This window comes from Streptomyces sp. NTD91 (assembly GCF_059510455.1).
On record NZ_JCAJZW010000009.1, the window covers coordinates 116,727 to 130,303 of the forward strand.

The 13,577-nt window shown below is 73.7% G+C and carries 11 protein-coding genes; 10 read left to right on the plus strand and 1 reads right to left on the minus strand.

Annotated features, from left to right (window positions below; translation table 11 throughout):
- The first annotated feature begins 108 nt into the window (after positions 1-108).
- The 3 genes from coaBC to AC5WRT_RS13275 all read left to right on the plus strand — a co-directional run bounded on the left by coaBC (position 109) and on the right by AC5WRT_RS13275 (position 5,354).
- A complete protein-coding gene (coaBC, locus tag AC5WRT_RS13265; RefSeq protein ID WP_496093338.1) occupies positions 109-1,311 on the plus strand; it encodes a bifunctional phosphopantothenoylcysteine decarboxylase/phosphopantothenate--cysteine ligase CoaBC in 1,203 nt (400 codons plus the stop codon).
- A 241-nt stretch (positions 1,312-1,552) separates the two neighbouring features.
- The gene (metK, locus tag AC5WRT_RS13270) at positions 1,553-2,761 is read left to right on the plus strand and encodes a methionine adenosyltransferase (protein ID WP_496093337.1); all 1,209 of its coding nucleotides are present in this window, start codon (positions 1,553-1,555) and stop codon (positions 2,759-2,761) included.
- Between the two features lie 445 nt (positions 2,762-3,206).
- Positions 3,207-5,354: a primosomal protein N' gene (locus AC5WRT_RS13275; protein WP_496093336.1), complete on the plus strand. Its 2,148-nt coding sequence runs from the start codon at positions 3,207-3,209 to the stop codon at positions 5,352-5,354.
- A 119-nt stretch (positions 5,355-5,473) separates the two neighbouring features.
- Here the strand turns inward: AC5WRT_RS13275 and AC5WRT_RS13280 are convergent, their stop codons facing one another.
- Entirely contained in the window at positions 5,474-6,010 is a 537-nt protein-coding gene (locus AC5WRT_RS13280; RefSeq protein WP_496093335.1) for a hypothetical protein, read from the minus strand.
- Between the two features lie 322 nt (positions 6,011-6,332).
- On the opposite strand from AC5WRT_RS13280, the gene fmt reads away from it, so the two are divergent.
- The 7 genes from fmt to AC5WRT_RS13315 all read left to right on the plus strand — a co-directional run bounded on the left by fmt (position 6,333) and on the right by AC5WRT_RS13315 (position 13,266).
- Positions 6,333-7,265, plus strand: a complete 933-nt coding sequence (fmt, locus tag AC5WRT_RS13285) for a methionyl-tRNA formyltransferase (protein WP_496093334.1) — start codon at positions 6,333-6,335, stop codon at positions 7,263-7,265.
- 81 nt (positions 7,266-7,346) lie between these two features.
- Positions 7,347-8,765 (plus strand): RsmB/NOP family class I SAM-dependent RNA methyltransferase, encoded by a 1,419-nt coding sequence (locus tag AC5WRT_RS13290; protein ID WP_496093333.1) that lies wholly within the window; start codon positions 7,347-7,349, stop codon positions 8,763-8,765.
- Positions 8,766-8,917: 152 nt separating this feature from the next.
- Positions 8,918-9,601 carry a ribulose-phosphate 3-epimerase gene (rpe, locus tag AC5WRT_RS13295; RefSeq protein WP_496093332.1) on the plus strand — a complete coding sequence of 228 codons (684 nt, stop codon included), beginning with the start codon at positions 8,918-8,920 and terminating at the stop codon, positions 9,599-9,601.
- Positions 9,602-9,691: 90 nt separating this feature from the next.
- On the plus strand, positions 9,692-10,735 hold the full coding sequence (locus AC5WRT_RS13300; protein ID WP_496093331.1) for a sugar-binding transcriptional regulator: 1,044 nt from the start codon (positions 9,692-9,694) through the stop codon (positions 10,733-10,735).
- A 201-nt stretch (positions 10,736-10,936) separates the two neighbouring features.
- Positions 10,937-11,353, plus strand: coding sequence for a guanyl-specific ribonuclease (locus AC5WRT_RS13305; RefSeq protein WP_496093441.1), 417 nt, complete (start codon positions 10,937-10,939; stop codon positions 11,351-11,353).
- Positions 11,350-11,688: a barstar family protein gene (locus tag AC5WRT_RS13310; protein WP_496093330.1), complete on the plus strand. Its 339-nt coding sequence runs from the start codon at positions 11,350-11,352 to the stop codon at positions 11,686-11,688. Before AC5WRT_RS13305 ends, AC5WRT_RS13310 begins: the two co-directional genes overlap by 4 nt.
- 132 nt (positions 11,689-11,820) lie before the next feature.
- Complete coding sequence (locus AC5WRT_RS13315; protein ID WP_496093440.1) at positions 11,821-13,266, plus strand: GuaB1 family IMP dehydrogenase-related protein; 1,446 nt, start codon at positions 11,821-11,823, stop codon at positions 13,264-13,266.
- Positions 13,267-13,577 lie beyond the last annotated feature (311 nt).

A 13,577-nucleotide genomic window follows, 5' to 3' on the forward strand; every position in this document is an offset into this window, starting at 1 on the left:
CGGTCGTACTGTCAGAGTGCGATCGACTTGTCCACAGGCCCGGCAGTCCGTCTGCCGGGCCTGTGGTGTGTCATTGGGGGTGCACGGTTCCGAGTCCGGGGAGTGAGCGTGGACAAGCCGAAGGTCGTCCTGGGGGTCAGCGGCGGCATCGCCGCCTACAAGGCCTGTGAGCTGCTGCGCAGATTCACCGAGTCGGGCCATGACGTGCGCGTGGTGCCCACCGCCTCGGCGCTGCACTTCGTCGGCGCCGCCACCTGGTCGGCCCTGTCCGGCAACCCCGTGGCGACGGAGGTCTGGGACGACGTCCACGAGGTCCCGCACGTCCGCATCGGCCAGCACGCCGAGCTGGTCGTGGTCGCGCCCGCCACCGCCGACACGCTTGCCAAGGCCGCCCACGGCCTCGCCGACGACCTGCTGACCAACACCCTCCTCACCGCCCGCTGCCCGGTCGTCTTCGCGCCCGCGATGCACACCGAGATGTGGGAGCACCCGGCCACCCAGGAGAACGTGGCCACGCTGCGCCGCCGCGGCGCCGTCGTCATCGAGCCCGCCGTCGGCCGGCTCACCGGCGTCGACACCGGCAAGGGCCGGCTGCCCGACCCGGTGGAGATCTTCGAGGTCTGCCGCCGGGTGCTGCTCCGGGGCGTCACCGAGCCCGACCTGAAGGGGCGGCACGTCGTCGTCTCCGCCGGCGGCACCCGCGAACCCCTGGATCCGGTGCGCTTCCTCGGCAACCGCTCCTCCGGCAAGCAGGGCTACGCCCTCGCCCGCACCGCAGCCGCCCGCGGGGCCCGGGTCACCCTGATCGCCGCCAACGCCGGCCTGCCCGACCCGGCGGGCGTGGACGTCGTACCGGTCGGCACGGCCGTCCAGCTCCGCGAGGCCGTGCTGAAAACGGCGGCGGACGCCGACGCGGTCGTCATGGCCGCAGCCGTCGCGGACTTCCGCCCGGCGGCCTACGCGACCGGCAAGATCAAGAAGAAGGACGGCCAGGACCCCGACCCGATCGTCCTGGTACGCAACCCCGACATCCTCGCGGAGATCTCCGCCGAGCGCGCACGCCCCGGCCAGGTGGTCGTCGGCTTCGCCGCCGAGACCGACGAGGTCCTCGCCAACGGACGCGCCAAGCTCGCACGCAAGGGCTGCGACCTGCTCGTGGTCAACGAGGTCGGGGAGCGCAAGACGTTCGGCTCCGAGGAGAACGAGGCCGTGGTGCTGGGTGCCGACGGCAGCGAGACCCCCGTGCCTCAAGGCCCCAAGGAAGCGCTGGCCGACGTCGTCTGGGACCTCGTCGTACAGCGCCTGGGCTGACGCCCGGGCGGCGACGGCGGCAGGTGCACGTCGGACAGAATTCGGGTGTGGCGTCCCTGGCCAATGCCGCCCGGCATTGGGCAGAATGCCCGTGCCGCAGGTCACAGCGCTCCCGAGAGGCGAGACAGGTGACCCATCGGCCGAGTGCGACCGATAAACTGTTCATGGCCGACGCCGGGCGCAGCCCTGCGCGTCGACCGCAAATGATCAGCCAGCAGCCGCTGCAACCCCAGGGAGCGTTGTGTCCCGTCGCCTGTTCACCTCGGAGTCCGTGACCGAGGGTCACCCCGACAAGATCGCTGACCAGATCAGCGACACGATTCTCGACGCGCTTCTGCGCGAGGACCCGACCTCCCGGGTCGCCGTCGAGACGCTGATCACCACCGGCCTGGTGCACGTGGCCGGCGAGGTGACGACCAAGGCCTACGCGGACATCGCGACCCTGGTCCGCAGCAAGATCCTCGAGATCGGCTACGACTCCTCCAAGAAGGGCTTCGACGGCGCCTCCTGCGGTGTGTCGGTCTCCATCGGCGCGCAGTCCCCGGACATCGCGCAGGGCGTCGACGCGGCCTACGAGGCCCGGGTCGAGGGCGACGACGACGAGCTGGACCGGCAGGGCGCCGGTGACCAGGGCCTGATGTTCGGCTACGCCTCCGACGAGACGCCGACCCTGATGCCGCTGCCGATCTTCCTGGCCCACCGCCTGTCGAAGCGGCTGTCGGACGTGCGCAAGAACGGCACCATTCCCTACCTGCGCCCGGACGGCAAGACGCAGGTCACCATCGAGTACGACGGCGACAAGGCCGTCCGCCTGGACACGGTGGTCGTCTCCTCGCAGCACGCCTCCGACATCGACCTGGAGTCGCTGCTCGCCCCCGACATCCGCGAGTTCGTCGTCGAGCCGGAGCTGAAGGCGCTGCTGGACGAGGGCATCAAGCTGGACACCGAGGGCTACCGCCTGCTGGTCAACCCGACCGGCCGTTTTGAGATCGGCGGCCCGATGGGCGACGCCGGCCTGACCGGCCGCAAGATCATCATCGACACCTACGGCGGCATGGCCCGCCACGGCGGCGGAGCCTTCTCCGGCAAGGACCCGTCCAAGGTTGACCGCTCGGCGGCGTACGCGATGCGCTGGGTCGCCAAGAACGTGGTGGCGGCGGGCCTGGCCTCCCGCTGCGAGGTCCAGGTCGCCTATGCGATCGGCAAGGCCGAGCCGGTCGGTCTGTTCGTGGAGACGTTCGGCACCGCCAAGGTCGACGCAGAGAAGATCGAGAAGGCGATCGACGCGGTCTTCGACCTCCGTCCGGCCGCCATCATCCGCGACCTCGACCTGCTCCGCCCGATCTACGCCCAGACGGCGGCCTACGGTCACTTCGGCCGCGAGCTGCCCGACTTCACCTGGGAGCGCACGGACCGCGTGGACGCCCTGCGCGCGGCGGTCGGTCTGTAGACCCTCGGTCCGCGGCGAGGCCCGGTTCCCCTTCGCCGGGGGCCGGGCTTCGCCCCGTCCGGGTGCCGGCGTCGGCGGCCCCTGGTGTGCCGGGCCACCGCTCGTGTCCGAGGCCGGTCGGCGGGCGCCCGCCGGATCCGACGCCGCGGACGGTCGATCTCCGCGATCCCGATCCGCGTCTCCTGCCCCTCCCGACGGCCCTTCCGCCCAGGTGGCTCGCCGGGGGGGCGCCGTCGAGACGGCGACGTCGCCGCGCTCGCCGTACCCCGCGACCGCGCCCGTCGTCAGCTGTTCGTGCCGCCGCTCCGCGAGGCGTACGCGCACCCTCGTCCATCGGGTTGGAGGCGGGATGCGTCATGGGGCGGAGCCTGGGCGCGGCCGGTGATCACGGGAGCCGTTCGCCGGCGCAGGCCGGCTGTCGGTGCCGTTTGGTAAGAATGCAAGGGTGAGCAGCGAGAACGAGCCGGGGGCCGGCGGGGCCGAAGGGGTGCCGCCGGAGCAGCTCGCGCTGATCCGGGAGAGCGTGCGCAAGGCGCGGGCGCCACGGGCCAAGCCGCGCACCTGGCGCGGAGCCGCGCTCGCCGAGGAGCTGCCCGTCGCCCGGGTGCTCGTCGACAAGGGCGTGCTGCACCTCGACCGGTACTTCGACTACGCCGTGCCCGCCGAGCTGGACGCCGACGCGCAGCCGGGCGTTCGGGTGCGGGTGCGGTTCGGGGCCGGGCGGCACCGGGTGCGCGAGGGGCGCCGCGAGGGCGGCGGGCTCATCGACGGCTTCCTCGTGGAGCGGCGCGCCCAGTCCGACTACAGCGGTCCGCTGGCCGCACTGGCCCAGGTCGTCTCGCCGGAGCCGGTGCTGAGCGGGGAACTGCTCGGCCTCGCGCGGGCCGTCGCCGACCGGTACGCGGGAAGCCTCGCCGACGTCCTCCAACTGGCCGTGCCGCCGCGGAGCGCCCGAGCGGAGCAGCGGCCGTCCCCCGCGCCACTGCCCCCGCCGCAAGCGCCCGAGGCGGCCTCCTGGGGGCGCTACGAGCACGGAAGCGCCTTCCTCCAGGCACTCGCCACCGGCGGCTCGCCCAGGGCCGTCTGGACCGCGCTGCCGGGCCCGCTGTGGGGCGAGGAACTGGCCCGCGCCGTCGCCGCCACGCTCGCCTCGGGACGCGGCGCCCTGGTCGTGGTACCGGACGGCCGGGCCGCCACGCGTGTCGACGCCGCGCTCACCGCGCTGCTCGGAACCGGCCGGCACGCGCTGCTCACCGCCGACGCCGGACCCGAGAAGCGGTACGCGCAGTGGCTCGCCGTGCGGCGGGGGTCCGTACGGGCCGTGGTCGGGACCCGGGCCGCCATGTTCGCGCCCGTGCGGGACCTGGGGCTCGTGGCCATCTGGGACGACGGCGACGACAGCCACAGCGAGCAGCATGCCCCGCAGCCGCACGCGCGCGACGTGCTGCTGCTGCGCGCCGCGCTGGACAAGTGCGCCTTCCTGCTCGGCGGCTTCTCCTGCACCGTCGAGGCCGCCCAGCTCGTGGACAGCGGCTGGGCCCGGCCGCTGGCCGCCGGCCGGGACCAGGTGCGCCGGGCCGCGCCCCTGGTCCGGACCGTCGGGGACGACGACCTCGCGCGTGACGAGGCCGCCCGCGCCGCCCGGCTGCCCACCCTCGCCTGGCAGACGGCCCGCGAGGGGCTGCGGCAGGGGCCTGTGCTGGTGCAGGTGCCCCGGCGCGGTTACGCCCCCCGCATGGCCTGCGCGCGGTGCCGTGCCCCCGCCCGCTGCCGGCACTGCTCCGGGCCGCTTCAGGGGCAGGACGCGGGAGTGCTGCGGTGCGGCTGGTGCGGGCGCGAGGAGGACGCCTGGCACTGCCCCGAGTGCGGTGGCTTCCGGCTGCGCGCCCAGGTCGTCGGGGCACGGCGGACGGCCGAGGAACTGGGGCGGGCCTTCCCCGCCGTCCCGGTGCGCACCTCGGGGCGGGAGCACGTGCTGGACACGGTGCCGGACACGCCCGCGCTGGTGGTGAGCACACCGGGGGCCGAACCGGTCGCCGAGGGCGGTTACTCGGCGGCCCTCCTGCTGGACGGCTGGGCCATGCTCGTACGGCCCGACCTGCGGGCCGGTGAGGACGCGCTGCGCCGGTGGATCGCGGCGGGAGCGTTGGTGCGGCCGCAGAGCGAGGGGGGCACGGTGGTCGTCGTGGCCGAGCCGACCCTGCGGCCGGTGCAGGCGCTGGTGCGCTGGGACCCGGTCGGGCACGCAGTGCGGGAACTGGCCGAACGGGCCGAGCTGGGCTTCCCGCCGGTGTCCCGGATGGCGGCGGTTTCCGGGATGCCCGCGGCCGTCTCCGAGTTCCTTGCCTCGGTGGAACTGCCGCCCGACGCAGAGGTGTTGGGGCCTGTGCCGGTACCCCCGACGCCGCCCGGCCGACCCCGCAGGCCCGGAGCGCCGCCGCCGGGTGAGCACTGGGACCGGGCGCTGGTGCGGGTGCCGCCGGGCAGCGGGTCCGCCCTGGCCGCCGCGCTGAAGACCGCGCAGGCCGCGCGTATGGCGCGGGGAAGCGGGGAGGCGGTGCGGGTGCGGATCGATCCGCCGGACATCGGGTGAGAGGCCGGCAGGCCTGCAGGCCGTCGGTGGGTGCCGGTGGCTGGTTCGTCCTGCGCACGTCTGCCCTCCCGGACGTCCGGGAGGGCAGGGAGAGGGCGTAGCGGTCGGTCCGCCGTGGATCAGGGGTTGCGCGGACCGGGGAAGGCCGTGGGGCGGGTGTCGTCGCGCAGGGACTGGCTGCCCGCGGTCGGCTGCGTGGGCATCGAGCGGGCGGCGGGGACCGTCGGGACCGTGGGCAGGCCGGAGTTGACCGTGCGGGCGCCGGACGGCTCCGCGGCCCGCTCGGCCTCGGCGGCCGCCTGGGCCGCGGCGCGGCGGGCGCCGTAACGGCGGTGCACCGCCTGTTTGGTGACGCCGAGAGCCGAGCCCACCGCGTCCCACGAGAAGCCGAGCGAGCGGTCGAAGTCCACGGCCGCGGTGACCAGGGTTTCGACACTGTCGCGGAGTTCCTGGGCGAGGCGCACCGTCGGCGCGGGGGCGCGTCCGTAGACGACGAAGCCCGTGGACGGGCCGGAGCGGCGCGGGCGGTAGACGTTGCCCAACTGGGCGGTGAGCGTGCGCAGCGCGTCCACCTGCCGGCGGACCCGCTCGATGTCCCGCACCAGCAAGTGCAGGCTGGCCCGGGCCTGGGCGTCGTGGGTTGCGTGGTCGGCCATGAACAAGCCTCTCGAACCGGCGTTGAAAGGAATCGGGCCGAGAAAGCGGCCCTATGTGGTCAACTCTTTCTTGACCAACGCGTGGGCGCTCCGCTGGTCACGGGGTGGGGGCGTACGGGCATATGCGTACGCCGGTCCGGGCTGTTGCGCGCCGTCTGCGCTGCGGGGTTGTGCTTTCACGCGCGCACACCGTCCGTTTCCCGCCGGCCAAGAGGCCGCACGGACCCCGGCGGTTGCTCGTCGTCGGCGGCCTCGATCCTCCCGAGGTCATAGACTGGTGCGCTGCCCCTTCGCCCCCCGCCCGAGAGGCCCGATCCCGCCCATGAAGCTCGTCTTCGCCGGTACCCCCGAGGTCGCCGTTCCCGCTCTGGACGCTCTGATCGCCTCCGGGCGGCACGAGGTCGCCGCCGTCGTCACGCGGCCCGACGCGCCGGCCGGGCGCGGGCGCAGGCTGGTCGCGTCGCCCGTGGCCGAGCGGGCGGAGGAGGCCGGGATCGAAGTGCTGAAGCCGGCCAGGCCGAGGGACCCCGAGTTCCTGGAGCGGCTGACCCGGATCGCCCCGGACTGCTGCCCGGTCGTCGCCTACGGCGCCCTGCTGCCGCGCGTCGCCCTCGACATCCCCACCCACGGCTGGGTCAACCTGCACTTCTCGCTGCTGCCCGCCTGGCGCGGGGCGGCGCCGGTGCAGCACGCCGTCATGGCCGGCGACGAGATCACCGGGGCGTCGACGTTCCTCATCGAGGAGGGACTGGACTCCGGGCCCGTCTACGGCACCGTGACCGAGGAGATCCGGCCCACCGACACCAGCGGCGACCTGCTCACCCGGCTCGCCTTCGCGGGCGCGGGACTGCTCGCCGCGACCATGGACGGCATCGAGGACGGCACCCTGAAGGCCGTACCGCAGCCGGCCGAGGGCGTCACGGTCGCGCCGAAGATCACCGTGGACGACGCCAAGGTCGACTGGGCCGCGCCCGCGCTGCGCGTCGACCGGGTGGTGCGCGGCTGCACCCCGGCGCCCGGCGCCTGGACCACCTTCCGCGGCGAGCGGCTCAAGCTGATCCAGGTCACGCCCGTGCCCGAGCGCACCGACCTCGCGCCCGGACAGATGGCCGCCGGCAAGAACAGCGTGCACGTCGGCACCGGTTCGTATGCCGTCGAACTGCTCTGGGTGCAGGCCCAGGGCAAGAAGCCCATGCGCGCTGCCGACTGGGCGCGTGGCGTGCGCATCGCCGAGAGCGAGACGCTCGGCGGCTGAGGCCCCGGCAGCCGGAGGCGTGGGTGCGCCGACGTACGCTGGGAGGCGCATCCCCTTCTTCACATCCGGAGCACCTTTTTCGTGAGCGAGCAGTCCCGGCGCCCCCGCAGGCCCGCCAAGCCCTACCGCCGTCCGCAGAGGGACCCCGTCCGCATCCTGGCCTTCGAGGCGCTTCGCGCGGTCGACGAGCGGGACGCGTACGCCAACCTCGTCCTTCCTCCGCTGCTGCGCAAGGCACGCGAGAAGGGTGACTTCGACGCGCGGGACGCCGCCCTCGCCACCGAGCTGGTGTACGGCACGCTGCGTCGGCAGGGGACGTACGACGCGGTGATCGCCGCCTGTGTCGACCGGCCGCTCGGCGAGGTCGACCCGCCGGTCCTCGACGTGCTCAGCCTCGGCATGCACCAGCTGCTGGGCACGCGCATCCCGACGCACGCCGCCGTGTCGGCCACCGTCGAGCTGGCGCGGGTGGTGCTCGGCGACGGGCGGGCCAAGTTCGTCAACGCCGTGCTGCGGAAGGTTGCCCAGGACGACCTCGACGGATGGCTGGAGAAGGTCGCACCGCCGTACGAGGAGGACCCCGAGGCCCACCTCGCCGTCGTGCACTCCCATCCCCGCTGGATCGTCTCGGCGCTCTGGGACTCCCTCGGCGGCGGCCGCGCCGGCATCGAGGACCTGCTGGAGGCCGACAACGAACGGCCCGAGGTGACCCTGGTGGCGCGGCCGGGGCGAGCCACCGCCGAGGAACTGCTGCGCGAGGACGCCGCCGTGCCGGGGCGCTGGTCGCCGTACGCCGTGCGGCTCGCCGAGGGCGGTGAGCCCGGCCGCGTGCAGGCCGTGCGCGAGGGGCGGGCCGGGGTGCAGGACGAGGGCAGCCAGTTGGTCGCGCTCGCGCTCGCCGACGCGCCCGTCGAGGGCTCGGACAGCCGGTGGCTGGACGGGTGCGCCGGGCCCGGCGGCAAGGCCGCGCTGCTGGCCGCCCTCGCCGCCGAACGGGGAGCCACTCTGCTCGCCTCCGAGAAGCAGCCGCACCGGGCGGGCCTGGTCGCCAAGGCACTCGCCGGCAACCCGGGGCCGTACCAGGTCGTCGCCGCCGACGGGACCCGGCCGCCGTGGCGGCCCGGCACCTTCGACCGCGTGCTCATGGACGTGCCGTGCACCGGGCTCGGCGCGCTGCGCCGACGGCCGGAGGCCCGCTGGCGGCGGCGCCCGGAGGACCTGGACAACTTCGCACCCCTCCAGCGCGCCCTGCTGCGCACCGCGCTCGACTCGGTGCGCGTCGGCGGGGTCGTCGGCTACGCGACCTGCTCGCCGCACCTCGCCGAGACCCGCGCGGTCGTCGCCGACGTCCTCAAACAGCACCCGCAGACGGAGCTGATCGACGCCCGTCCGCTGCTGCCCGGCGTGCCCGCCCTGGGCGAGGGCCCGGACGTCCAGCTGTGGCCGCATGTGCACGGCACGGACGCGATGTACCTGGCCCTGATCCGCAGAACGGGCTGAATCACCGCCGAGGGCAGCCGACCCAGGGGCGCGGGCCGTATCGGTGTGCGGCTTTGCCGCGGGGTGCGGCCGGCCCCGCCCACTCGCGGACAGCGGACGACCCCGACGGACCGCCGTTTCGGCCCGGCGCAGCGGCATGGCAGGCTTGGGTCATGGCCCAGATCAACCCCAGCATCCTGTCCGCCGACTTCGCCCGCCTCGCGGAGGAGGCCAAGGCGGTCCAAGGCGCCGACTGGCTCCATGTCGATGTCATGGACAACCACTTCGTCCCGAACCTCACGCTCGGCGTGCCGGTCGTGGAGTCCCTGGCACGAGCGACGGACACCCCGCTGGACTGCCATCTGATGATCGAGGACCCCGACCGGTGGGCGCCGCAGTACGTCGAGGCGGGCGCCTCCTCGGTCACCTTCCACGTGGAGGCGGCCGCCGCTCCTGTGCGGCTGGCCCGGGAGATCCGGGCCAAGGGCGCCCGCGCCTCCATGGCGCTCAAGCCGGCGACGCCGATCGAGCCGTTCGAGGACCTGCTGCCGGAACTCGACATGCTGCTGATCATGACGGTCGAGCCCGGCTTCGGCGGCCAGGCGTTCCTCGACATCATGCTGCCGAAGATCCGTCGGAGCCGAGAGCTGATCGACAAGCACGGCCTGCAGCTGTGGCTCCAGGTCGACGGCGGCGTCTCGGCCTCCACGATCGAGCGGTGCGCGGACGCGGGAGCGGACGTCTTCGTGGCCGGCTCGGCCGTCTACGGGGCCGAGGACCCGGCGGAAGCGGTACGGGCGCTGCGGACGCAGGCGAAGGCGGCCGCCGCCAAGGCGTCCTGGGCATGCGACCACTGAGCCACAGCTACGTGAACGGTTGAGTGAAGGCCGCCCCACAGGGCGGATCAGCAGCGCCGAATCTGCAAGGATGAACGGCGAATCCAGAGTGTGAACAGCAGTGAGGAGATCGCCGTGTCGGGTATGTCGGCGGGCCGGTCAGCCATGCGGATGGGACCCGCTGAGCTGGTGCAGGCGGCGGCCATGGCCCGCCGCTTCTACCTCGAGGGCAAGTCCAAGATCCAGATCGCGGAGGAGTTCGGCGTCAGCCGCTTCAAGGTGGCCCGGGTCCTGGAGACGGCCCTCGAACGGGATCTCGTACGCATCGAGATCCGCGTCCCGGCCGAGCTGGACGCAGAGCGCTCCGACGCGCTGCGTGCCCGCTACGGCCTGAGGCACGCCGTCGTCGTCGAGTCCCCGGCCGACGCCGAGGAGACCCCCGACCCCGAGAACCTCGGTGAGGTCGGCGCCGACCTGCTCGGCGAGCTCGTCAACGAGGGGGACGTCCTCGGGCTGGCCTGGGGCCGGTCCACGATCCACATGGCGGCGGCGCTGGACCGGCTGCCGCCGTGCACGGTGGTGCAGCTGACCGGTGTGTACGACGCCGGGACCTCGGAGCGCGGCTCGGTGGAGGCCGTACGGCGCGCGGCGCAGGTCTCGGGCGGCGACGCCCACCCCATCTACGCGCCGATGCTGCTGCCGGACGCGGCCACCGCGGCGGCGCTGCGCAACCAGACAGGGATCGCGCGGGCCTTCGAGTACTTCGACAAGGTCACGGTCGCCTGTGTCTCCATCGGCTCCTGGGAGCCGGGCATCTCGACCGTGCACGACATGCTCAGCGACGAGGAGCGGGCGCACTACGCCTCGCTCGGTGTCGCCGCCGAGATGGCCGCGCACCTCTTCGACGCCGAGGGGCGCCGGATCGGGCGGGACCTGGGGGAGCGGTGCATCACGGTCAAGGCCGACCAGCTGCGCCGTATCCCGGAGGTCGTGGCGATCGCTGGCGGACAGCGCAAGGCGGCCGCGATCGACGCGGTGCTCCGCTCCGGGCTGGTCACCAGCCTGGTCACGGACACGTCCGCGGCGGACTACCTGATGACGGCGGGCCCCACACCGAAGCCGGCCCTCAGCCGGGCGGACCCCGACGGCCACTGAGCCGACGGCCACCGCCGGGGGGCGCCAGGGCGGGTGACCGCGGCTTCGCGGGTCGTGGCGCCGTGGGCTCGGGGCGGCCGTGGCAGCATCGTCGGCATGTTGCCGCGGTTCGCCCCCCACACGCCCGGACGGTCCCTCGTACCGCACCACACCGCGGGACCGTGCCCGACGCCGCTCCGCACCCGCGCATCCCCGCCCGGACTGCCGTCGACCCTGTCGCGGCTGCTCGTGGTGCTGCTGGCCGGCCTGTTCGTCGTGGGGCTCGCGGGCTGCTCGTCCGGGGCGGGGGCGGGGACGGGCGCGTCCGAAGCGGGTGTGTCCGCGCCGCACCGGTCGCGGGGGACGGGGACCGTCGAGGAGTCCCAGCTGCCGGCCGAGGCCCGCAGGACGCTCGCGCTCATCGACAAGGGCGGGCCCTTCCCGTACGCCAGGGACGGGGTCGTCTTCGGGAACTTCGAAGGACATCTGCCGAAGCATCCGCGCGGCTACTACCACGAGTACACCGTCCCGACGCCCGGCTCCCACGACCGCGGCGCCCGGCGCATCGTCACCGGCCGGGGCGGGGAGATCTACTACACCGATGATCATTACAACTCGTTCCGGGCGGTGCTGAGATGAGCAGAGACCCGACGGACCTGACCGGGCGGCTCGTGGTCGACCTGGACCTCGGCGGGGTCACCGACAAGGCCGGTCTGATGGACCGCGCCGCCCGGGCCCTCGCGCTGCCCGACTGGTTCGGCCGCAACTGGGACGCGCTGGCCGACTCCCTCTGCGACCACACGGTCTGGCCGCAGGGGGCGGTGGAACAGGGGCTGCTGATCGTCGTCCGCGGCTGGCGGCCGTACGCCGAGGCGAGCCCGGGCGAGTGGCGGACGGCCCAGGAGGTGTTCGCCGACGCCGTGGACCGGACGCCCGCCCTCGCCGTCGTCCTGGCCCTTGGAGGATCCTCCTAGGTGATCGGCGGCCACCCTGGATGTTCCGTCGGGGCGTGACAACCGCCCCGACATGGGACAATGAAGTACGTGCTCTTTCCCCTCGGCGCACCCGTCGGGGGGTCACCTCTGATCGACTGGGATGTGCAGCACGTGCGTTTCCTCAATGACATCCAGCCCGCGTACGACCTGACGTACGACGACGTGTTCATGGTGCCGAGCCGCTCCGCGGTGGGCTCCCGTCAGGGCGTGGACCTCAGCTCGCCGGACGGCACGGGCACCACCATCCCGCTCGTCGTGGCCAACATGACCGCCATCGCCGGCCGCCGCATGGCCGAGACGATCGCCCGCCGCGGCGGTCTGGTGGTCATCCCGCAGGACATCCCGATCGACGTGGTCACCGACGTCGTCTCCTGGGTGAAGAGCCGCCACCTGGTGCTGGACACCCCGATCGTGCTGGCCCCGCACCAGACCGTCGCCGACGCCCTGGCGCTGCTGCCCAAGCGCGCGCACAACGCCGGTGTGGTCGTGGACGAGGAGCGGCGGCCCGTCGGTGTCGTCACCGACGAGGACCTCACCGGCGTCGACCGCTTCACCCAGCTCGAAGTGGTCATGTCCAAGGAGGAGCTGCTGCTCCTCGACGCGGACATCGACCCGCGCGAGGCCTTCAACATCCTGGACCACCACAACCGCCGCTACGCCCCGGCCGTCGACAAGGACGGCAGGCTGGCGGGAATCCTCACCCGCAAGGGCGCGCTGCGCGCCACCCTGTACACCCCGGCCGTCGACGCCGCCGGCAAGCTGCGGATCGCCGCCGCCGTCGGCATCAACGGCGATGTGGCGGGCAAGGCCAAGCAACTGCTCGACGCAGGGGTGGACACGCTCGTCATCGACACCGCGCACGGCCACCAGGAGTCGATGATCGGCGCCGTCAAGCTGGTACGCGCGCTCGACCCGCAGGTGCCGGTCGTCGCGGGGAACATCGTCTCCGCCGAGGGCGTGCGGGACCTGATCGAGGCCGGCGCCGACATCGTCAAGGTCGGCGTGGGCCCCGGCGCCATGTGCACCACCCGCATGATGACCGGCGTGGGCCGGCCGCAGTTCTCCGCGGTGCTGGAGTGCGCCGCAGAGGCTCGGAAGTACGGCAAGCACGTGTGGGCCGACGGCGGCGTCCGGCACCCGCGCGACGTGGCGATGGCTCTCGCGGCCGGCGCCTCCAACGTGATGGTCGGCTCCTGGTTCGCCGGCACCTACGAGTCCCCGGGCGACCTCCAGCACGACGCGGGCGGCCGTGCCTACAAGGAGTCGTTCGGCATGGCCTCCGCGCGTGCCGTGGCCAACCGCACCTCGGAGGAGTCGGCGTACGACCGTGCCCGCAAGGCGCTGTTCGAGGAGGGCATCTCCACCTCCCGCATGTTCCTCGACCCGGCCCGCCCGGGCGTCGAGGACCTGATCGACTCGATCATCGCGGGCGTCCGCTCCTCCTGCACCTACGCCGGTGCCGCCACCCTTGAGGAGTTCGCCGAGAAGGCGGTCGTCGGCATCCAGAGCGCGGCCGGCTACGCCGAGGGCAAGCCGCTGCACGCCAGCTGGAACTGACCCGACCCGCCTGGGCGCGGCCCCTGTTCTCCCGCCCGAGGGGAGGACGGGGGCCGTTGCCCTGCAACGGTCGGCAACGGGCGCGCGACGATGTGTCATTCCGGGCCGAGCAACCCAATGATCATGCGGGGAAGTGCAAGGTTGCTGCATTACGTCCGTGCAGGCCCCCCGTAAGGTGCTGCGCTGAACGTGGCGTGGCGGGGACCCCGCTCGATGGGTTCCTGCCCCGGCGGGCTCCATCGGTGCCCTCCCCGAGGGCCGGCAAGGGCGCCGGACCGCACCACGTGAGAGACGGCAGCGAGAAGGAGCCA

Coding starts and splice junctions, on each gene's coding strand:
- AC5WRT_RS13280 (WP_496093335.1), bottom strand. CDS start 6,010: ATGGCCGACCACGCAACCCACGACGCCCAGGCCCGGGCCAGCCTGCAC.
- fmt (WP_496093334.1), top strand. CDS start 6,333: ATGAAGCTCGTCTTCGCCGGTACCCCCGAGGTCGCCGTTCCCGCTCTG.
- rpe (WP_496093332.1), top strand. CDS start 8,918: ATGGCCCAGATCAACCCCAGCATCCTGTCCGCCGACTTCGCCCGCCTC.
- AC5WRT_RS13310 (WP_496093330.1), top strand. CDS start 11,350: ATGAGCAGAGACCCGACGGACCTGACCGGGCGGCTCGTGGTCGACCTG.